This is a genomic window from Pseudomonas wadenswilerensis, from assembly GCF_024749185.1.
Lineage (GTDB): Bacteria > Pseudomonadota > Gammaproteobacteria > Pseudomonadales > Pseudomonadaceae > Aquipseudomonas > Aquipseudomonas wadenswilerensis.
This window is the reverse complement of record NZ_CP087191.1, coordinates 2,437,876-2,457,801: the sequence shown is the minus strand read 5'-3', so window position 1 is coordinate 2,457,801 and position 19,926 is coordinate 2,437,876. Positions and strand designations below refer to the sequence as shown.

Here is a 19,926-nt window from a genome sequence, read left to right as displayed (position 1 = left end):
AGAGACTGATGAACATTGCACTGCAACGCCTGCTCGCCACTTCCGCCCTGCTGCTGGGCAGCAGCGCCGCTCATGCTGCCGAAGGCAACGCCGACCTGTATGACGCCGTGGCCCCGGCCGACTCGGCCTTCGTCCGCGTGCTCAACCTGTCCGGCGCCAACATCGACGTGACCCTGAGCGGCAAGATCACCCCGCAACGGGTCGCCGCCGGCCAGCTCAGCGGCTACCGCTTCACCCCGGCCGGTGCGCACAAGATCGCCGTTGGCGGCACCGCCATCGAACCGCAGCTCAAGGCCAACGCCGCCAGCACCGTGGTCTACGATGGCAACAAGCTGACCCTGATCGCCGACAAGTATGTCAACGAGCCGAAGAAAGCCCAGGTCGCCTTCTATAACCTGACCCCGGCCCAGGCGGCGCTGAAGACCGTCGACGGCAAGCACGTGATCGTCGACCCGCTGGGCAAGGACCAGACCGGCAGCCGCATGGTCAACGAGATCAAGATCGGCTTTGCCGCCTACGTCGATGAACAGAACGTGGCCAGGTTCGATGAGCTGTTCCTGAAAAAAGGCCGCTCCTACAGCTACGTGCTGCTGCCCAAGGGCGCCGGCTATCAGAGCATGAGCCTGGCCAACAGCATCGACCCGAGCGAGTGACGCATGGCCATGAAGCGCTTTCTTCCCCTTGGCCTGGCCGCATTGCTGGGCCCGCTGCTCAGTGCGCCAGGCATGGCCGCCGAACCAGGCAAGGCCAACTGCACCAGCATTGAGTGCATGGTCTGCCCGGGCCTGAGCGACCCGCAGAACTACGCCGAAGGGCGCATGAAGCTGATGCGCGAAATCGTCCCGGCCGAGGACCGCTGGCTGTTCCGTTCGGCGGTCGACCTGACCAACGATTTCGGCATCCCGGCGCCCATGCGTCCGGAGTTCGCCCGCTTGATGGCCGCCTTTCGCCAGCAGGGCATCCACGTGGCCATGGCGGTACAACCGACCCGCGGCCTGATGCACCGCGACAAGCTCTACGCCGACAAGCTGCACGGCTTCGACTTTGCCCGCGCCAGCGGCAACCTGGAGAGCTACCTGCAGCAACTGCGCGCCGCTGGCGCGGTGGTGCCGCCGTTGATGCAACTGGTGCACACCCCGCCCAAGGGCGAGTTCTTCTTTCGTCGTGACCACCACTGGACCCCGGCCGGCGCCGAAGCCACGGCGCGGCTGGTCGCCGAAGAAGTACGGCGCCAGCCGTTCTATGCCCAGCTGAGCAAAAAGCGCTACCGCACCGAACCCGGCGTCATGGTGCCCAAGGACGGCACGATGAACCTGGCGCTGAGTTATATCTGCGGCAACAACTATGGTTTCCAGTACGTGCGCGGCTACCAGACCATCCCCGAAGCCGACGGCGCCGACGCGCTGTTCGACGACGCGCCGGACCCGGAGGTGATCCTGGTCGGCGACAGTAACGCCGCCGCCCGTGAAGACGAAAGCAAGCAGTTCAACTTCGACGGCTACCTCAAGCAGTACCTGGAGGTCGACATCCTCAACTACGCCCTGCCCGGCGTCGGCCAGGACGGCTCGCTGCTCGAATACCTGCTGTCGGAAAACTACAAACCCAAGGCGCCGCCGAAGCTGATCATCTGGGAGCTGCCGGCCAACTACCAGCTGGAGTCCGAGCAGATGTACCGCCAGCTGATCCCGGCGATCAAGGGCGGCTGCCCGGTGTCCACCGAGGTCTTGGCCAACCGTGTGCAGCGCCCGCCGCTGCGGGTCAACGAGCGCATCGAGCTGCTCAGCAACGCCGGTGAAGGGCGCAGGAACCTCAGCAACGGCCAGGGCTTTCTCGATATCCGTATCAGCGACAAGAACGTCAAGGATTTCTACGTGATCGTCTATTACGACAACGGTGCCCGCGACAAAGTCTGGTTCCGCCGCGAAGCGGTGGTCACCGGCGGCCAGTACTACCTTGAGTTGAGCCGGGCCAAGGCGTTTGCCGGCGCCAACCTGCTGTCGGTGTTCATGGAACCGACCAAGCCCGGCACCGCCGCCACCCAAGTGGAAACCCGTGTATGCCTGTAAAGACCTGGACAGCGCTGGGCCTGGGACTGTGCGCCAGCCTGCAGTTGGCCGACAGCCTGGCGGCCAGCTCGATCTGGCCGCCGCGGGGCACCGCGCAGTCGGCGATGATTGCCGACTACCGGACCCTGAGCTGCAGCAAGGAAGTGCCCGCGCCCTACACCGGCAGCTTGCAGTTGCAAAGCAAGTACGACCAGCGCGACGCCAGCAAGTCGACCCTGCGCAGCAGCCCGGACGCCAACAGCGAACAGATCGGCAAGCAGGTCAAACAGTTCATCGGCGGCCTGATCTACGCCAGCAAGCGCTTCCAGCGGGCCAAGAATCCGCAGGAGGCGAACATGGCCCTGGCCTGCCAGGACCAGTGGCTGGAGCGCTGGGCCCAGGCCGGTGCGCTGCTCAACCCCGACGCCAGCAGCACCGGCATGGCTGCACGCAAATGGGCGGTAGCGGCCATGGCCTCGACCCTGCTGATGACCCAGGCGGCCAGCGACGCCAAGCTGCAATTGTCGCCGGCCCAGAAGGCCTGGTTCAACCAATTGGGCGAACGCATCATCGCCGAGTACCAGCCGCGCCGTACGCCGGGCTTTACCTGGTTCAACAACCATGACTACTGGGCGGCCTGGGCCGTGGCGGCGACCGGCATGCTGGTGCAGCGCGACGACTTCATCCAGTGGGCCGACGGCAACCTGCGCCGTGGCCTGCAGCAAGCAGTGAAAGCCAGCGATGGCAGCTACGCCTACCTGCCACTGGAAGTGGCGCGCAGCAAGCTGGCCGCCACCTACAGCCAGTACGCCCTGGTGCCGCTGGTGCTGCTGGCCGAGTCGGCGCGGGCCAACGGCCTGCCGTGGAGCAGCGACGATCAGCAGACCCTGGAACTGCTGGCCAACTTCGCCGCCCGCAGCATCCTCGACCCCGACAACCTGCCCGAGCTCAAGGGCAAGTCGCAGACCGACGTCGCCCCGTACAAACTGGCCTGGCTGATCCCCTTCCTGCAGCGCGCCCCGGGCAACCGCCTGGCCCGCCAGCTGTATGACAGCGAGGATGGCGAGGTCGACAACTACAGCCAGATCGGCGGCCCGCTCAAGCCGTTCTATCCCAAACTGCCGTAATCAAGGACGAACCGTCATGGCCATGCTTGCCCGCCCGCTTACCCTTTCCTGCCTCGCGTTGCTGTTCAGCGCGATGGCCCAGGCTGCCAGCCAGAGCTTGCCGTTGCAGCAATCGCTGAGCGCCGTGAGCAGCGCCGAACACCAGCGCGACCTGCAGCAGTTGCAACAACAGGTCAGCCAGGCCGTGCAGTTGCAGGTCAACGAACGCCCGCGCCCAGCGGGTCGCGCCAGTGTCAGCCTGCAACCGATGTTCTCGTCCCAGGCTGGCAGCTGGCCGTTCGAGCCGTTCGTCAACAACGGCCTGTTCCGCGCCATCGCCGGCTACCAGGCGCATCACCCGCAAGCGGTAATGGTGCGCGGCGGCAGCATCAGCCTGGCGCAACTGCACGACGCCCTCAACGACCCAAAGATCATCAAGCGCTACAAGGACGGCTACCTGCTCAGCTACCCGCTGGTGATCGCCAGCGATGGCGGCCTGCTGCTCGAAGGCACCAGCCTGTACCTGTACAGCTACTCCGGCACGGCGCTGATCAACCAGGGCTGGCTGGGCCTGAACCAGTCACGCCTGGAGAGTGTCGCCGGCGACAAACCCGGCAGTACCGACCGTGCCTGGCGGCCGTTCGTGGTGGCCTGGGCCGGCAGCCATACCCAGGTGCTGGGCTCGACCCTCAACCGCCTCGGCTACAACGCCAACCTCTCGCGCGGCCTGACCACCGCCCTGAGCAGCCAACAGGCCGCGTCGACCCGCCCGGCCACGCTGATCATCCGCGACAGCCAGTTCAATGAGCTGTCCAGCGCGGTGGAGCTGCAACACAGCCAGGCGCAGATCGACAACAGCCAGTTCGGCCAGTCCCAGCAGTACGCCATCGACGTGCGTGACAGCCAGGTGACGCTGCGCAACAACCAGTTGCGCGGCATCGACAACAACAGCGGCATCCGCCTGCGCGGCCAGACCCGCGGGCGCATCGAGCACAACCTGATCCTCGGCGCGCACAAGGCGGCCATCGAGGTCAGCGAGCAACAGGGCGCCCTGCTGCTGACCGGCAACCTGATCGGCGACAGCCGTGGCAACGGCATCCAGCTGCGCAACCTGGCGCCGACGGCTGCCGCGCCGCTGTTGATCAGCGACAACCTGATCGGCAACAGCCAGGGCAGCGCGGTGGACGCCAGCGAGGTCGGCGCCGTCAGCCTGATCGGCAACCGCATCGGCAACAGCCCGGAATACGCCGTCAGCCTGCGCAATGCCGCGCCGCTGCCCGGGCCGCTGACCTTGAGCGGCAACACCCTGGGCAAGGTCGGCAAGGCGGTGGTGCGGGTCGAGGGCTTGCAGCAGGTGGTGCTGGGGCCGAACACTTTCGAGGGCAAGCCGATTTTGCAGAACCTGCTGATTGGTGACTTGTTGCCGGTGCAGGGCCTGCTGCTCGACGCCACCCAGCGCCGGGGCTGCGTGGTGCGGGTCGAGCTAGGCGAGCGTGCGCTGCATACGCAAAAAGCACTCGTCTTCGCCGACACAGACAAAACCCTCGCGCAGGTACAGGAACCGTGCCGGGTTGCTCTTGAACACCATCAGGCGCAGCAGCGGCAATTGCCGTTGGCGGGTCCAGTCCACCAGTTGCGTTAATACCCAACTGCCGATGCCACGGCCGCGAAAGCCTTCGAGCAGGTGCAGTTCACGGATGAACAGGGCCTGGCGGTCCTGGCTGAGGCTGAAGTAGCCCAGCGGTTGCTGGGCTTCGCTGATCAACCACTGCTCGCGCCACCCCCAGGCCTGGTCAAAGGCTTCTTCCTGCCAGAGCAGGTCGAACTCGCGGTAATACGGCAGCATGGCCCGGCGGGTGAGGTCGCGGGCGAAGGTGCGGTGCTGGTCGGTGGCGGGGGTCAGTTGCACAGTCATTCTAGTCGTTCTCATTCAGCAAGGCTGCGCCTTGCATCGCCGGCAAAGCCGGCTCCCACAAGGGCCAGGATATGTGGGAGCTGGCGTTGCCGGCGATGGGCTGCAAAGCAGCCCCATTGACTCAAGGTTTGAATTCGTCGGCATAACACACCGGCGAACTCCCCGGCCCCTGGCGCTCCAGCTCATCCTCGAGCCATTGCGCCAGCACCATCGCATTGTTGTGCTCGGTGTCCTTGCCGGCATACAGCAAGGTCACATCGCCCTGCCCGGCCATGCCCAGCAACTTCCACCAATGCTCGGGCCGCGCCGTCAGCTCCTGGCGGTAGCGCTCGGCAAACCCGGCAAAATCCACTTCACCGGCATGAAAAGCCTGACGCAACGCCGTTGACGGCGCCACCTCCGGCAGCCACAAGGCCTGCAACTGGTCCTTGCGCCGGTTGCGCGGCCACAGGCGGTCGACCAGCACGCGCTGGCCATCGCTGGCTTGCAGCGGATCATAAACGCGTTTGCAGCGGATCATCGCTTCGCTCCATCGGCAGGTCCCTTGATCCTAGGGCTTTCCTTGACCGAGGTCACGATGAAGTCAGCGATTGTTTTTATCATGGCCGGGCAAGGCTCGACCCTTCCTGGTAACCCGGACCCGTCATCATGACCACCCCGACCCTGGCTGGCAGCCCATCGCTGGCCAACCTTGACCCCCGCCCCCGTCTCAACCACAAACCCGGCCGCACCACCCTGACCCTGTTTTTCAGCCTGCTGGTGGGCGGGCTGTTGTACACCGCCTGGAGCCTGTTTCGCGACATCGACGCCACCGGCACCGTGGTCACCACCTGGACCCCATTTTTGCTGCTCGGCCTGGCGTTGCTGATTGCCCTGGGCTTCGAGTTCGTCAACGGTTTTCACGACACCGCCAACGCCGTGGCCACGGTGATCTACACCCATTCGCTGCCACCGTCAGTCGCCGTGGTCTGGTCCGGCTGTTTCAATTTTCTCGGCGTGCTGCTGTCCAGCGGTGCCGTGGCCTTCGGCATCATCGCCTTGCTGCCGGTGGAGCTGATCTTGCAGGTCGGCTCCTCGGCAGGCTTCTCCATGGTCTTCGCCCTGCTGCTGTCGGCGATCATCTGGAACCTGGGCACCTGGTGGCTGGGCTTGCCGGCCTCGTCATCGCATACGTTGATCGGCTCGATCATTGGCGTCGGTATCGCCAACGCCTTGATGCACGGGCGCGACGGCACCAGCGGCGTGGACTGGACCCAGGCCAGCAAGGTTGGCTATTCGCTGTTGCTGTCGCCGCTGGTGGGCTTTGCCTGCGCGGCGCTGTTGCTGCTGGCCCTGCGCATGCTGGTCAAGCGCCGCGAGCTGTACCAGGCGCCGGTCGGCAACACGCCACCGCCCTGGTGGATTCGCGGGCTGCTGATCCTCACTTGCACCGGGGTATCTTTCGCCCATGGCTCCAACGACGGGCAAAAAGGCATGGGCCTGATCATGCTGATCCTGGTCGGCACCCTGCCCATGGCCTATGCCCTGAACCGCACCATGCCGGCTAACCAGTCGCTGCAGTTCGCCGCGGTGGCCGAGGTCACTCAGCAGGCCTTGCAGCGCAGCGCCCCGCAGGCCGCACCGGCGGATCCGCGACAGACCCTCAGCGCGTTCATCCGCGAGCCGCAGGCCAGTGAAGAACTGCTGCCGGCGCTGGCAGCGCTGGCCGGGATGATCGGCACCGAGGTCAAAAGCTATGGTTCGCTCAACCGGGTGCCCGCAGAGGCCATGGCCAACGTGCGTAACGACATGTACCTGACCTCCGAAGCCATTCGCCTGATCGACAAGCACCAACTGGCGCAGTTCAATGCCGATACCCAGGCCAAGGTGCAAGTGTTCAAGCAGCAGATCGACAGCGCCACCCACTACATTCCGCTGTGGGTGAAGATTGCCGTGGCCATTGCCCTGGGGCTGGGCACCATGGTCGGCTGGCGGCGCATCGTAGTGACCGTTGGCGAGAAGATCGGCAAGACCCACCTGACCTACGCCCAGGGCGCTTCGGCCGAGCTGGTGGCGATGTGCACCATTGGTGCGGCGGACATGTACGGGCTGCCGGTGTCGACCACCCATGTGCTGTCGTCCGGGGTGGCCGGGAGCATGGTCGCCAATGGCTCGGGCTTGCAGATGCGCACCCTCTTCAACCTGCTGATGGCCTGGGTGCTGACCTTGCCGGCGGCGATTGTGCTGGCGGGGGGGTTGTACTGGTTGTTTCGGCAGGTGTTCTGATTTGAATGTACCGGCCTCATCGCTGGCAGCTCCCACAAGTACTGCCCCAATCCTGAGAACAGTGCCAATCCTGTGGGAGCCGGCTTGCCGGCGATAAGGCCTATGCAGGTATCTTCAACCCGCGCGCCACCGCCGGCCGCTGCACGAACGCCGCCAGCACCCGCTTGACGTTGGCAAAGTCATCAAAGCCCACCAGCTCGCCCGCCTCATAAAAACCGACCAGGTTGCGCACCCAGGGCAGAATGGCGATATCGGCAATGCTGTAAGCATCCATCACCCACTCACGCCCTTGCAGGCGCTGGTCCAGCACCCCGAGCAAGCGCCGCGACTCGGCCACGTAACGGTCGCGCGGACGCTTGTCTTCGTACGCCTTGCCGGCGAATTTGTGGAAAAAACCCACCTGGCCGAACATCGGCCCGATCCCGCCCATCTGGAACATCAGCCACTGCAGGGTCTCGTAGCGCTGGGCCGGGTCCGCCGACAGCAGTTGCCCGCTCTTCTCTGCCAGGTAAACCAGGATCGCCCCGGACTCGAACAACGCCAGCGGCTCGCCACCCGGGCCATTGGGGTCGAGGATCGCCGGGATCTTGTTGTTGGCGCTCAGGGAGATGAATTCCGGAGTCAACTGGTCATTGGTCTCGAAGCTGACCTTATGCACCTCGTAGGCCAGGCCGATCTCCTCGAGCATGATCGACACCTTCACGCCGTTGGGCGTGGCCAGCGAGTACAGCTGCAGCAGCTCGGGCTGTTTGGCCGGCCATTTGCGGGTGATCGGGAATGCACTGAGATCGGTCATGAACAGAACCTTGAGCAAGAAATTGAGGCAGACACTGTAACCAGTTTTGTCACCGCCGCGCGACCATCACCCAGTCGCGGTGACGCTCCGGGCCACATTCGAACACGGCCTCGCCGACCTTGCTAAAACCATTGCGCTGATAAAAACGGATGGCCCGGGTGTTCTGTTCATTGACGGTCAGGCGAATGCCGCCGCGCACCTGCGCCAGGGTGTCGTCGAGCAACAGCTGGGCGCCGCCGAGGCCATGGTGCTCGGGCAGCACATAGCAGCGGCTCAGCTCCGGCACGCCATCGGCCTCGGCAATCCCCAAGGATTCCGGCGCGCTGTCGACCAGGCTGTAACCCACCACTTTACCCAGGTGCTCAAGCACCCGCAGGCGCTTTCGCGGATTGAGCAGGTGCAGCACGAAGTGCTCGGGCTGCAGCCGGGTGTCGATGTATTCCTGCAAAGCCTGGGCAGCAGAATCCGGCGGGCTGGCCAGGGCGAAGGTCTGGCCGGCAACATGGCTGAGCGCCTCGGCATCACTGGGCCGGGCAACACGGGTAGTGAATGGCATGCAGCAACATCCTGTCCAACGGGCGAACCGGCATGGTAGCCCGATCCCTCAGAAGGCAAAACAGGAACAACCAAACGCGCCCCAAAAGCCCTGAAAATCACTGACCGGCACCGACGCTTGCCGCGCGCGCTGGTGCGCATGGGCATGCACCGCACAGGCACCGACGCACTGATGTATTTGCGCGGTCAGCGGCGCACCTTGGCGCCAGTGCCCGGGCACCTTGGCCACCGGCGACCAGTCGGGCAACACCGGCAAAGTCGGCGGGTCGAGCCGGGCGAACTCGGCGGCGCCGTACACCACCTTGCCATCAACCAGGGTCAGCACCGACTCCAGGCTTTTGATCGCCTCGGCGTCGATGCTGAAATAGTCGGCGCTCAAGGCCGTCAGGTCTGCCAGCTGGCCGACCTTGATCTGGCCCTTCTTGCCCTGCTCGCTGGAGAACCAGGCGCTGCCGTGGGTGAACAACGACAACGCGGTATCGCGGTCCAGGCCCTGCGGGTACAGCTCCAGCCCGCCCACGGTGCGCCCGCTGACCAGCCAGTACAGCGAGGTCCAGGGGTTGTAGCTGGACACCCGGGTGGCGTCGGTGCCGGCGCCGACCGGGATGCCTTCACCGAGCATGCGCTTGATCGGTGGTGTGTGCTGCGCGGCCTTGGCGCCGTAGCGTTCAACGAAGTATTCGCCCTGGAAGGCCATACGGTCCTGAATGGCAATGCCGCCGCCCAGCGCCCGTACCCGCTCGATGTTCTTCGGGCTGATGGTCTCGGCATGGTCGAAGAACCACGGCAGTCCGTTGAAGGGAATGTCGCGGTCGACCTTCTCGAACACGTCGAGCATGCGCGAGATCGACTCATCGTAGGTGGCGTGCAGGCGAAACGGCCAGCGTTGCTCGAGCAGATGCCGCACCACCGGTTCCAGGTCGCCCTCCATGCTGCCGGGCAGGTCCGGGCGCGGTTCGAGGAAGTCCTCGAAGTCGGCGGCAGAGAACACCAGCATCTCGCCGGCGCCGTTGTGCCGCAGAAAGTCGTCGCCCTGGCCGTACCTGACGCTGCGGGTCCAGTTTTTAAAGTCGGCCAGTTCTTCCTTGGGCTTCTGGGTAAACAGGTTGTAGGCGATGCGCACGGTCAACTGCCGGGTCTTGGCCAGTTGCTCGATCACCGCATAGTCGTCGGGGTAGTTCTGATAACCACCGCCGGCATCGATGGCGCTGGTCAGGCCCAGACGGTTGAGCTCGCGCATGAACTGGCGGGTCGAGTTGACCTGATATTCCAGCGGCAGCTTCGGCCCCTTGGCCAGGGTCGAATAAAGGATCATCGCATTGGGCCGGGCGATCAGCATGCCGGTCGGGTTGCCGTTGGCGTCGCGCTGGATCTCGCCACCCGGCGGATTGGGCGTGTTGCGGTCAAAGCCGACCACGCGCAGGGCGGCGCGGTTGAGCAAGGCGCGGTCGTACAGGTGCAGGACGAACACCGGCGTGTCTGGCGCCGCCTGGTTCAGCTCGTCGAGGCTCGGCAAACGGCGCTCGGCGAACTGGAACTCGTTCCAGCCACCGACCACCCTCACCCACTGCGGCGCTGGCGTGCGCAGGGCCTGGTCCTTGAGCATGCGCAAGGCATCGGCCAGGGACGGCACGCCTTCCCAGCGCAACTCCAGGTTGTAGTTCAGGCCGCCGCGGATCAGGTGCAGGTGCGAATCGTTGAGCCCGGGGATCACCGTGCGTTGCTTGAGGTCGATGACCTGGGTCGCCGGCCCGCGCAAGGCCATGACCTGGGCGTCATCGCCCACCGCCACGAAGCGTCCGTCGCGAATGGCCACGGCCGTTGCTTGCGGCCGCTCGCGGTCCACCGTGTGCAAGCGGCCATTGTGCAGGATCAGCTCGGCCGGCACGGCCGTTTCGGTCCCGCGCAGAATGGCCCCGACGGCCAGCGGCGCCGTCGAGTACATGGCCCCGGCGGCGCCAAGCACGGAACTGGCGGCGATGAAACGGCGGCGGCTTTCCTGATCCTGGTTCATGGCGGCTCCTGAGGCGCGGCGTTGCCAGGCGAACAAAAGCTAAACGATAGACCAGCGCCGGCGCCGTACCAGTCAGCGGCGACGAAACAGCGGCCGTGGTTCGATCACCGAACGCCCATACAGCACGCTCATGCCGGCCAGGCCCTTGAGCGCATCCTCGGCGCATTTGTCTTCACGCACGGCGTAGCTGTCAAAACCGCACTGGCGCATATGGCTGAGCTGGTCACGCAGTACATCGCCCACCGCGCGCAGTTCACCATGCCAACCCAGGCGGCTGCGCAGCAGGTAAGCCTGGCTGTAGCCACGGCCGTCGCGAAAGCTGGGGAAGTCCACCGCGATCAGCGGCACCTGGGGCAGCCAGGCGCGCAGTGGCTCGATCTCATCGTCAGGCCCCAGCCACAAGCCGTCACGGCCCACGGGCCGCTGGGCGCGGCGGGCAATCCAGGTGGCCAGCGGCAAAATCAGCAGACCGTCGGGCAGCACCTCGCCGGGTTCGCGCAACAGCTGCCAGGGATCGTGCTCGATCAACTGCGCCTCACCATTGCGCAGGCCAATCACATTACGCATATCAGCTCCTCCGGGCGCTTGGCATAGACCCGCTCCTTGAAGGGTTCCAGGCCGACCCGGCGCACGGTGTCGACAAAGGGTTCGTCCTGCTCGCGATAGGCGCAGTAGGTGGCGATGATCTGCTCGATCACCTGGGGGATCTCGGCGGCGCTGAACGACGGGCCGATGACCTTGCCCAGGGTGCTGTGCTTGCCCTGGGCGCCACCGAGGGTCACCTGGTACCACTCGCTGCCGTTTTTATCGACGCCGAGGATGCCGATGTTGCCGATGTGGTGGTGGCCACAGGCGTTGATGCAGCCGGAGATGTTCAGGCTCAGCTCGCCCAGGTCGTGCAGGTAGTCGAGGTCGTCGAAGCGGCGCTGGATCGACTGCGCGATAGGGATCGAGGTGGCGTTGGCCAGGGCGCAGAAGTCACCGCCCGGGCAGGCGATGATGTCGGTCAGCAGACCAATGTTGGCCGTGCCCAAGTCACGTTCGCAGGCCAGGCGCCAGAGCGCGTGCAGGTCACGCTTGCGCACGTCCGGGAGGATCAGGTTCTGCTCATGGGCAATGCGGATCTCGCCGAAGCCGAACTGCTCAGACCAGTCGGCCACTGCATCCATCTGCGCATCGGTCAGGTCGCCCGGTGGCGACGCGTCACCCGGCTTGGTCGACAGCACCACGCTGGCATAACCGGGGACCTTGTGCGGCTTGACGCAACAGGCTACCCAGCGGGCGAAGGCGTGGTCCTGGGCCAGGTGGGTGTCGTAGGCCAGCTCATCGTCGATGACGCTGTCGTAGGCCGGTGGCTCGAAGGCGGCGGCGACCCGCTGGAACTCGTCCTCGGTGAGTTGCGCCGGGCCGTCCTTGATGTGTTGCCACTCCTCCTCCACCTCGCGGGAGAACGCCTCGATGCCCAGCGCCTTGACCAGGATCTTGATCCGCGCCTTGTACTTGTTGTCGCGCCGGCCATGGCGGTTGTACACACGCAAAATGGCTTCGACATAGGACAACAGGTGCTGCCACGGCAGCCCTTCGCGGATCTGCAAACCGAGGATCGGCGTGCGCCCCAGGCCGCCGCCGACCATCACCCGCAGGCACATCTGGCCACGGCCGTCGCGGTACAGGTAGAGGCCGATGTCATGCATCATGATTGCTGCGCGGTCCTCGATCGCCGAGCAGATGGCGATCTTGAACTTGCGCGGCAAAAACAGGAATTCCGGGTTGATGGTCGACCACTGCCGGAGGATCTCGGCCAGCGGCCGCGGGTCGAGCAGCTCGTCGGCGGCAACACCGGCAAAGGCTTCGGTGGTGATGTTGCGCACGCAGTTGCCGGAGGTCTGGATCGCATGCATCTCGACCTCGGCCAGGCGCTGGAGAATGTCCGGCACCTGAGCCAGTTCGATCCAGTTGAACTGGATGTTCTGGCGCGTGGTGAAGTGGCCGTAGCCGCGGTCGTACTCGCGGGCGATCTGCGCCAGGGTGCGCATCTGCCGGGCACCCAGGGTGCCGTAGGGGATGGCCACGCGCAGCATGTAGGCATGCTTTTGCAGGTACAGGCCGTTTTGCAGGCGCAGGGGCAGGAACTCTTCTTCACTCAGTTCGCCAGCCATGAACCGGCGCACCTGATCGCGAAACTGCGCCACGCGCTCGAACACCAGCGCACGGTCATACTCGTCATAGTGATACATGGTTCGGACCTCATCAGGGAGGCCGTTACTATGGCTTTTGGGTGTACTGGGTTACAGATTCAGGTTGGGGGTATTTATACGGATCAGATGCTCAAATTGCGCTGACCCTATCGCTGGCAAGCCAGCTCCCACAAGAACTGTATGCACCGGACCCTGTGGGAGCTGGCTTGCCAGCGATGAGGCCTTAAAGGGCGACACCGTCCGTGCGCTTCAACTCGCCAATCTTCTCCAACCGCGCCCGCACGATGTTGCGGCTGATATTCAGCAAGCGCCCGGTCTGCAACTGATTGCCATGGCAGAACCGGTACGCGGTGCGAAACACCGTCTCCTCGATATGCTCGTACAAGTCCGCGATGTTCTGTTCGAACAGCGCCGTCAGCGCCGCCTCAAGGTTCGGCGGCTCGCTGGCCAGGCGCAGCGGCTGGCTGTGCTCCTCCTGGCGAATGCCCACCGAACGCATGTCCACCAGGTGCAGGTCGGCCGGCTGCACCACCTGTTGCCGGCACACCAGCAAGGCATGGTGAATGGCGTTCTCCAGCTCGCGAATGTTCCCCGGCCAGCTGTGCGACAGCAGTTTGCGTTCGCTCTCCAGGCTCAGGCTGGCGCGGCTGTAGCCCAGGCGCTGGCAGTGTTCTTCGAGGAAGAACTCGGCCAGCGGCAGGATGTCCCCCGGCCGTTCGCGCAGCGGCGGCAGGCGGATGGTTGCCACGTGCAGGCGGTAGAACAGGTCTTCGCGAAAATGCCCGGCCACCACCGCATCGGCGAGGTTGACGTTGGTCGCCGCCACCAGGCGCACGTTGATCGGGATCGGCGTGCGCGAGCCCAGGCGCACCACTTCGCGCTCCTGCAGCACCCGCAGCAGTTTCACCTGCATGTTCAGCGGCAGGTCGCCGATTTCATCGAGGAACAACGTGCCGCCATTGGCCGCTTCGAACCAGCCGGCCTTGCTGTTGGTGGCGCCGGTAAAGGCGCCCTTCTCGTGACCGAACAGTTCGCTCTCGACCAGGGTTTCGGCAAAGGCGCCGCAGTTGACCGCCACGAACGGCTCGCGCCCGCGGCGGCTGAGTTGATGGATGTGGCGGGCGACCAGCTCCTTGCCGGTGCCGGTCTCGCCGATGATCAGGGTGTTGGCTTCACTCGGCGCCAGGCGTTCGATGCGGCTGAGCAGTTCCTGGGAGCGCGGGTCCTTGAACACCAGAACGGTGGCGCGAACGGATTTGGTCAGTTCCCGGGCATGGGGATGGGTTATCAGCGACATGGTGCATTCCTGGCAGTGAAAGCGCAGGGCCATAGTGCCCGAAACAAATTAGAACAAATAATTATTAATTAGTATTTACATATTCCATACAGAGATATGCGATTAGCACTGCTGCCCCAGCAGCAGTCGCCCAGCAATCCGTGGCTGCTGGCCAGCATCGACGCCCCCCGAGATCCCCCTTGATGACAACGAAGTCCCGCAAATGCAGGGCCTGCAGCGCTCTGGCACGCATTTCGCTCAAGCCTGGCACACGCACCGTGCAAGGACCTCTCGATGAAACTGCAGAAAACATTCGCCTTCGGCCTGAGCCTGCTGGCCCTGTCGTTCAGCGCCGTGGCCGCGCAAACCTTCGCGCCCAAACCCGACCCGCTGCAAGGCGATGGCCGGGTCTCGGCGTTCTACAGCTGGAACCAGGCCATCCCCGCCAGCCCCGGCAAACTGCTGCGCAGCGAGCCGCTGGAACAGACCCTGAGCCTGCCCGGCGCGGCGTCGCAGTTGCGCATCCTCTACAGCTCCACCGACGGTATCGACGGCAAGACTCCGGTGGCAGTCTCCGGTGCGCTGTTCATTCCCCAGGGCACGGCGCCAGCAGGCGGCTGGCCGGTGGTGACCTGGGGCCACGGCACCGTGGGCGTGGCGGATGTCTGCGCGCCGTCCTGGGCCGGGCGTTCGTACCGCGACGTGCAGTACCTGGCGCGCTGGCTCAACGAGGGCTACGCCATCGTCGCCACCGACTACCAGGGCCTGGGCGTGCCCGGCGGCCACCCGCTGCTGAACAACCGCATGGCCGCCTACGGCATCCTCGACGCCGCTCGCGCAGTGATTGCCGGGGTGCCGGGGCTGGCCAACAAGGTGCTGGTGGTCGGCCAGTCCCAGGGCGGCGCCGGCGCCTTTGCCTCGGCCGCCTATGCGCCGACCTACGCCCCGGACCTGGGCCTGAAGGGCAGCGTCGGCACCGGGGTGATCTACACCGTGGGTGCGAAAAACGTCGGCGAGCAGGACCCGGACCAGGTCGACGCCTCCCTGGCCTACGGCTTCTACACCCTGCTGGCGGCCCAGCAGTACGACCCGCGCATCGACCCGCGCGACTTCTACACCGACAAGGCCCTGCCGCTGTTCGAACAGGCGCGCAGCACCTGCCTGTCGTCACTGGTGGCCGATGTGATCGGCACCGGCCTGACCCCGGCCAACACCCGCAAGGCCAACAGCGGCGCGCAGCTCAAGCCGTGGCTGGCACAGGTGTCCTACCCGACCCTGAAACTCAAGCAGCCGATCTTCATCGGCACCGGCGCCGAAGACAAGACCCCGGCCGCCGCCACCCAGGTGGCGTTGATGCAGGACGCCTGCAAGACCGGTTCGATCGTCGAAGGCCACCTGTACAAGGGGCTGGGCCACAGCGAGACGGTCAACGCCTCGCTCAAGGACTCGCTGCCCTTCGCCCGCAAGGTGTTCAGCGACCAGCCCATCGCGCCGATCTGCAACCCCACCGTGCAATAAGGACTATCACCGTGAGCATCGAATTCTTTACCCGCCTGCCCTTGCACGGCGAAACCCAGTTCCTCCCTGGCGACCCGCGCAACCGCGGCGACTGGCATAGCGGCAGTGACAGCACCGGCGCCGTGTCGAACTTCGCCGTGGGCGATCACTTCACCTACATCGACTACCTCGGGCAAATTGCCCGCGCCGCCGAGATCAACGGCTTTGGCGGCGCGCTGATGGTCAACGCGCCGTCCGGCGAAGAGCCGTGGACGGTGTGCTCGCTGCTCGCCCGCGAGACCCGCACCCTGAGTTACGTCACCGCCTTCCAGCCCTACCACTACACGCCCTGGGTCGCCGTGCAGCAGGCCGCCACCTACCAGCGCGCCACCGGCAACCGCCTGGTGTGGAACATCATCAACGGCGGCTCCGACGCGGTCCAGCGCCAGGTCGGCGACTTCAGCGACCACGATGAACGCTACGCGCGCGCCATCGAGTTCATGGACGTGGTCAAGGGCTACTGGCACTCGGAGAACTTCCACTACCAGGGGCGCTTCTACCAGGCCGAAGGCGGCGGCCTGCGCGGCCCGCAGAAGAAGGCCGAGCTGCCGCTGATCTGCACTGCCGGCTCGTCGATCGCAGCGCGGGAGTTCGCCGCCCGCCACGCCGACTTCTACCTGATGCGCGCCGAGCACCCGGACGAGATCCGCACGCTGATCGCCGACATTCGCGAGCGGGCGCTCAAGCACGGTCGCAGCAACATCCGCTTCGGCCTGTCGATCGATGTGATCACCCGCGAGACCGAAGCCCAGGCCCTGGCCGAGGCCAAGCGCTTCTTCGACGAAGGCGTGGCCAAGGGCGCGGTCAAGGCCGTGGCCGCCCATGCCGGGCTGCGCAGCGCACGCAAGCTGAGCTACGAAAATGAATACGCGGCCAAGGATGAAACCCGGCCGTTCGACGACTTTTTCATCTACCCCAATGTCTGGGCCGGCTTCGGCTACATCGGCATCCCGCCGGGCCTGGCGTTGGTCGGCAGCTACGAGAACGTGGTGGCACGGATTCGCGAGTACAACCAGTTAGGCATCGACCTGTTCTTCCTCGCCGGCTACCCGCACCTGGAAGAAGCCTACCGCCTGGGCGAGCACATCCTCCCGCACTTTCGCGGCGAGCGAGCGCCATTACGGCGGATCGACACCCAGGCGCCGGCCCTGCGTGCGGCAGGAGGCTGAGGCCATGGACCCTTTTGATTACCAGCGCCGGCGTTTTCTCGGCTATAGCCTGGCGCTGGGCGGCGGCATGCTGCTCAGCGGCTGCGGCCCCGATACACCTGCTGCCAGCAACCTGGCCAGCGACCAGCCGCGCCATGGCGGGCGCCTGCGCCTGGGCGTGCTGTCCGGCGGCCAGGTCGGCAACCTCGACGCCCACAAACCCATCGGCAGCGGCATCGTCCGCGGCTTTGCCCTGTACAGCAAGCTGTGGGAATGGGACGAGCAGATGCAACCGCGCCTGGCCCTGGCCGAAGAAGCCGAGGCCAGCGCCGACGCCAGCAGCTGGACCGTACGACTGCGCCAGGGCCTTGAGTTTCACAACGGCAAGACTATCGATGCCGACGACCTGATCTTCTCCATTCGCCGCCTGACCGACCCGCAACTGGCCTCGCCCTATGCTGCGCTGCTGCACTGGGTCGACCGCGACAACCTGGAAAAACTCGATGCGCGCACCGTGCGCATCCGCTTCAAGGACGGGCGCAGCTACCTGCCGCTGGCAGAAACCTGGGTCAACTTCGGCGGCATCGTCCCGGTCGATTACCACCCGCTGACCAATCCGGTCGGTGCCGGCCCCTACAAGTTGAAAAGCTTCACACCCGGCCAGCGCTCGGTGTTCAGCCGCTTCGAAAACTACTACAAGGACGGCAAACCCTACGCCGACGAGCTGGAGATCATCGACTTCAAGGACCAGGTCTCGCGCCTGGCCGCCTTGCGCGCCGGGCAGATCGACATGGCCAACGGGCTGCCCAGCGAACAGTTGCAGATCATCGAACGCGACCCGCGCCTGCAACTGGTGACCTCGGTCAGCGGCAACTGGCTGTCGTTCGAGATGAACACCAGCAAGCCACCGTTCGACAACCCGAAGGTACGCGAAGCCTTCCGCCTGCTGGCCGACCGCCCGGAGCTGGTGCGCCGTGCCTTGAATGGCCAGGGCCGGGTGGCCAACGACCTGTACGCACCGAACGACCCGACCTTCAACCACCGCCTCGGCCCACGCCCGCATGACCCGCAACGGGCGGCAACACTGCTGCGCGAAGCCGGCCACGAACAGCTCGAAGTCGAGCTGGTGACCACCAGCGGCCCGGCCCTGGCTTCGGCACTGGTGTTCGCCGAACAGGCCAAGCGCATCGGCGTGGGCCTCAAGGTGCGCCAGGTCGACCAGGCCACCTTCGACGGCCCGCAGCACGACCAGTGGCAACTGAGCACTGGCGGCACCATCGGCGCGCCGTTTCTGGCCAGTGCCATGCACATCGATGCGCCCTTCGCCGTGGCCAACAAGACCCACTTCAACGACCCGCAGTTCAGCGAACTGTTCCTCCAGGCCATGGCCCAGCCGGACCTGGCCAAGCGCAGTGCCCTGGTGCACCAGGCCCAGCAGATCCAGTACGAGCGCGGCGGCTTGCTGATCTGGGGCTACGTGAATTTGCTCGACGCCTTCTCGCGCCAGGTCGGTGGCGCCGCAGCCGAGCAGACGCTGTTCAGCACCTGGCGTTTCGACAACCTCTGGTTGCGCACCTAGCATTTTTGCCAGTAGACGGGTTGCGGCAGGCCCCCTAGGTTAAGGAACGACGGTTACACGTCGGTTTAGCGCCCCCCCTCTGCTGGAGAGCCGCGTCATGATGGACGATATCGAGAATGCTTTTGTGGGCATCGACCTGATTCTGGAGACAACGAGCGGTAGCAAGCCGTTGAACCTGACGATGTGGAAACCCATTTTCACCGAAGACACGTTTGAGGTTTCCGCTGGTTCCAAGGCTGAGGAGTACCTGTTGACCTTGAGCTGCTGGGGGAAACCCAAGGCAAGAGATTACCTGTTTCCTGTGGACGCTGATGTAGATGAACAAGGATTGGGCGACCAGGTACAAGTAACCATGGAGTTCGGAAAGTACGGCCAGCCATCCTTTGAAATAAGCAATGGCACGCTGACAATTGATGAAATTAATCAGGATCAGAACAGCCTGTACCTCGTAGGCCGCTTCGACTTCACAGTGCTGGATGCTCACAAGAGCATCACCGTCAGTTGCTGGGAATTCACTATCGGCGACAGAGCCTGACCTGGCCCCCCCCCCTGACATCAGCGCAACCCCGCCTGACGCTGACGATATTCTCCCGGCGTGAGCTGCGCATAGCGCAAAAAGAACCGGCTGAAATACGCCGGGTCCTTGAAGCCCAGGCTGTAGCAGATCTCATTGGCCGAGCTGCCGGTGTACAGCAGCAGGCGCCGCGCCTCCTGCATCAGCCGTTCGAGGATCAGCCGCTTGGACGGCAGGTCGGCGATGCGCCGGCACACTTCATTGAGCCGCGCCTCGGTGACGCCGATGCCCTGGGCGTAGCGCGCCAACGGCCAGTGTTCGAGGTAGTGGGCCTCGATCAGTTCGTTGAAGCGGTGGAACACCTGCAAGTCTTCATGACGGGTTTGCCGTGCGGGCAGCGAGCGCGCGCACAGGCGCAGCAGGCTGGTCATGATCAGCCGCGTCAGGCTTTCCAGCGCCGCCCCGCGCCCGGCTGCGCTGGCGTTGATTTCACTGTGCAGCTCATCGAACAGCAGCGCCAGGCGCCGCGCCTCGGCGGCATAGCTCGGCTCCAGGCCGCTCAAGGCCACGCAGGCCGGCGCCACCTGCGGCCCCGGCGCCAACCCCGGATCAGCTTCGAGTAACTGCCAGACCAGTTGCTGGCGCACGGTCAGCACATGGCCATCGGCATCGGGCTCGGTGACGAAGGAATGCGGGATGGTCGGCGGCGTGAGGAAGAACATCGGCCCCGATTCGACGTACTGCTGGTCGTCCAGGTACACCCGCACCGTGCCGCTCTTGACGTAATGCACCTGGAAAAACCGGTCATGTCGGTGCACCGGCATGTTGCGGCCGAAGAATCCGGCCAGGTTGCCGAGCTTGTCGTAGTGCACCTCGGCATCGCTGTAGCGCTGGTCATAGACCTGACCGATGTTGATGTTGGGGATTGGCTGGCGCTCGCTCATGGCCCTGCTCACTC

Annotated in this window: 17 protein-coding genes and 1 pseudogene; 9 read left to right on the top strand and 9 right to left on the bottom strand. The window is 65.0% G+C overall.

The window, feature by feature from the left end; genetic code table 11:
* Positions 1 to 8: 8 nt before the first annotated feature.
* From LOY45_RS11470 to LOY45_RS11455, 4 genes and pseudogenes are all read left to right on the top strand, one after another.
* Entirely contained in the window at positions 9 to 653 is a 645-nt protein-coding gene (locus tag LOY45_RS11470; RefSeq protein ID WP_115087178.1) for an alginate O-acetyltransferase AlgF, read from the top strand.
* 9 nt (positions 654 to 662) lie between these two features.
* Positions 663 to 2,066, top strand: coding sequence for an alginate O-acetyltransferase AlgX-related protein (locus LOY45_RS11465; protein ID WP_258579154.1), 1,404 nt, complete (start codon positions 663 to 665; stop codon positions 2,064 to 2,066).
* Positions 2,057 to 3,172: a polysaccharide lyase gene (locus LOY45_RS11460; RefSeq protein ID WP_115087180.1), complete on the top strand. Its 1,116-nt coding sequence runs from the start codon at positions 2,057 to 2,059 to the stop codon at positions 3,170 to 3,172. The genes LOY45_RS11465 and LOY45_RS11460 overlap by 10 nt, the downstream gene beginning before the upstream one ends.
* Positions 3,093 to 4,367: pseudogene (locus LOY45_RS11455) on the top strand (right-handed parallel beta-helix repeat-containing protein); the annotation flags it as partial. The gene LOY45_RS11460 and the pseudogene LOY45_RS11455, both read left to right, overlap by 80 nt.
* Before the next feature lie 267 nt (positions 4,368 to 4,634).
* Here the strand turns inward: LOY45_RS11455 and LOY45_RS11450 are convergent.
* Both LOY45_RS11450 and LOY45_RS11445 read right to left on the bottom strand, forming a co-directional pair.
* Positions 4,635 to 5,066, bottom strand: coding sequence for a GNAT family N-acetyltransferase (locus tag LOY45_RS11450; protein ID WP_115087181.1), 432 nt, complete (start codon positions 5,064 to 5,066; stop codon positions 4,635 to 4,637).
* 121 nt (positions 5,067 to 5,187) lie between these two features.
* The gene (locus LOY45_RS11445; RefSeq protein WP_258579153.1) at positions 5,188 to 5,586 is read right to left on the bottom strand and encodes a DUF488 domain-containing protein; all 399 of its coding nucleotides are present in this window, start codon (positions 5,584 to 5,586) and stop codon (positions 5,188 to 5,190) included.
* A gap of 128 nt (positions 5,587 to 5,714) precedes the next feature.
* On the opposite strand from LOY45_RS11445, the gene LOY45_RS11440 reads away from it, so the two are divergent.
* Complete coding sequence (locus LOY45_RS11440) at positions 5,715 to 7,331, top strand: inorganic phosphate transporter (protein WP_134063121.1); 1,617 nt, start codon at positions 5,715 to 5,717, stop codon at positions 7,329 to 7,331.
* A gap of 100 nt (positions 7,332 to 7,431) precedes the next feature.
* On the opposite strand, the gene LOY45_RS11435 is transcribed toward LOY45_RS11440, so the two are convergent.
* From LOY45_RS11435 to LOY45_RS11410, 6 genes are all read right to left on the bottom strand, one after another.
* Entirely contained in the window at positions 7,432 to 8,127 is a 696-nt protein-coding gene (locus LOY45_RS11435; RefSeq protein ID WP_115087184.1) for a glutathione S-transferase N-terminal domain-containing protein, read from the bottom strand.
* Between the two features lie 49 nt (positions 8,128 to 8,176).
* Positions 8,177 to 8,683, bottom strand: coding sequence for a GNAT family N-acetyltransferase (locus tag LOY45_RS11430; protein WP_258579152.1), 507 nt, complete (start codon positions 8,681 to 8,683; stop codon positions 8,177 to 8,179).
* A gap of 48 nt (positions 8,684 to 8,731) precedes the next feature.
* Positions 8,732 to 10,570, bottom strand: a complete 1,839-nt coding sequence (locus LOY45_RS11425; protein WP_258579301.1) for an amidohydrolase — start codon at positions 10,568 to 10,570, stop codon at positions 8,732 to 8,734.
* Positions 10,571 to 10,768: 198 nt separating this feature from the next.
* Complete coding sequence (locus LOY45_RS11420) at positions 10,769 to 11,263, bottom strand: DUF934 domain-containing protein (protein ID WP_115087187.1); 495 nt, start codon at positions 11,261 to 11,263, stop codon at positions 10,769 to 10,771.
* Positions 11,251 to 12,933 carry a nitrite/sulfite reductase gene (locus LOY45_RS11415; protein ID WP_115087188.1) on the bottom strand — a complete coding sequence of 561 codons (1,683 nt, stop codon included), beginning with the start codon at positions 12,931 to 12,933 and terminating at the stop codon, positions 11,251 to 11,253. Before LOY45_RS11415 ends, LOY45_RS11420 begins: the two co-directional genes overlap by 13 nt.
* A 184-nt stretch (positions 12,934 to 13,117) precedes the next feature.
* Entirely contained in the window at positions 13,118 to 14,191 is a 1,074-nt protein-coding gene (locus LOY45_RS11410) for a sigma-54 interaction domain-containing protein (protein WP_258579151.1), read from the bottom strand.
* A 273-nt stretch (positions 14,192 to 14,464) separates the two neighbouring features.
* Here LOY45_RS11410 and LOY45_RS11405 point away from each other — a divergent pair, with 273 nt between their 5' ends.
* The 4 genes from LOY45_RS11405 (at position 14,465) to LOY45_RS11390 (ending at position 18,989) form a co-directional block, all read left to right on the top strand.
* On the top strand, positions 14,465 to 15,688 hold the full coding sequence (locus tag LOY45_RS11405) for a lipase family protein (RefSeq protein ID WP_258579150.1): 1,224 nt from the start codon (positions 14,465 to 14,467) through the stop codon (positions 15,686 to 15,688).
* 11 nt (positions 15,689 to 15,699) lie between these two features.
* Complete coding sequence (locus LOY45_RS11400) at positions 15,700 to 16,896, top strand: LLM class flavin-dependent oxidoreductase (protein ID WP_115087191.1); 1,197 nt, start codon at positions 15,700 to 15,702, stop codon at positions 16,894 to 16,896.
* A gap of 4 nt (positions 16,897 to 16,900) precedes the next feature.
* Positions 16,901 to 18,454 carry an ABC transporter substrate-binding protein gene (locus tag LOY45_RS11395; RefSeq protein ID WP_258579149.1) on the top strand — a complete coding sequence of 518 codons (1,554 nt, stop codon included), beginning with the start codon at positions 16,901 to 16,903 and terminating at the stop codon, positions 18,452 to 18,454.
* A 97-nt stretch (positions 18,455 to 18,551) separates the two neighbouring features.
* A complete protein-coding gene (locus tag LOY45_RS11390; protein ID WP_258579148.1) occupies positions 18,552 to 18,989 on the top strand; it encodes a hypothetical protein in 438 nt (145 codons plus the stop codon).
* A gap of 20 nt (positions 18,990 to 19,009) precedes the next feature.
* Here the strand turns inward: LOY45_RS11390 and hpaA are convergent, their stop codons facing one another.
* Positions 19,010 to 19,912, bottom strand: coding sequence for a 4-hydroxyphenylacetate catabolism regulatory protein HpaA (hpaA, locus tag LOY45_RS11385; protein WP_115087194.1), 903 nt, complete (start codon positions 19,910 to 19,912; stop codon positions 19,010 to 19,012).
* Positions 19,913 to 19,926 lie beyond the last annotated feature (14 nt).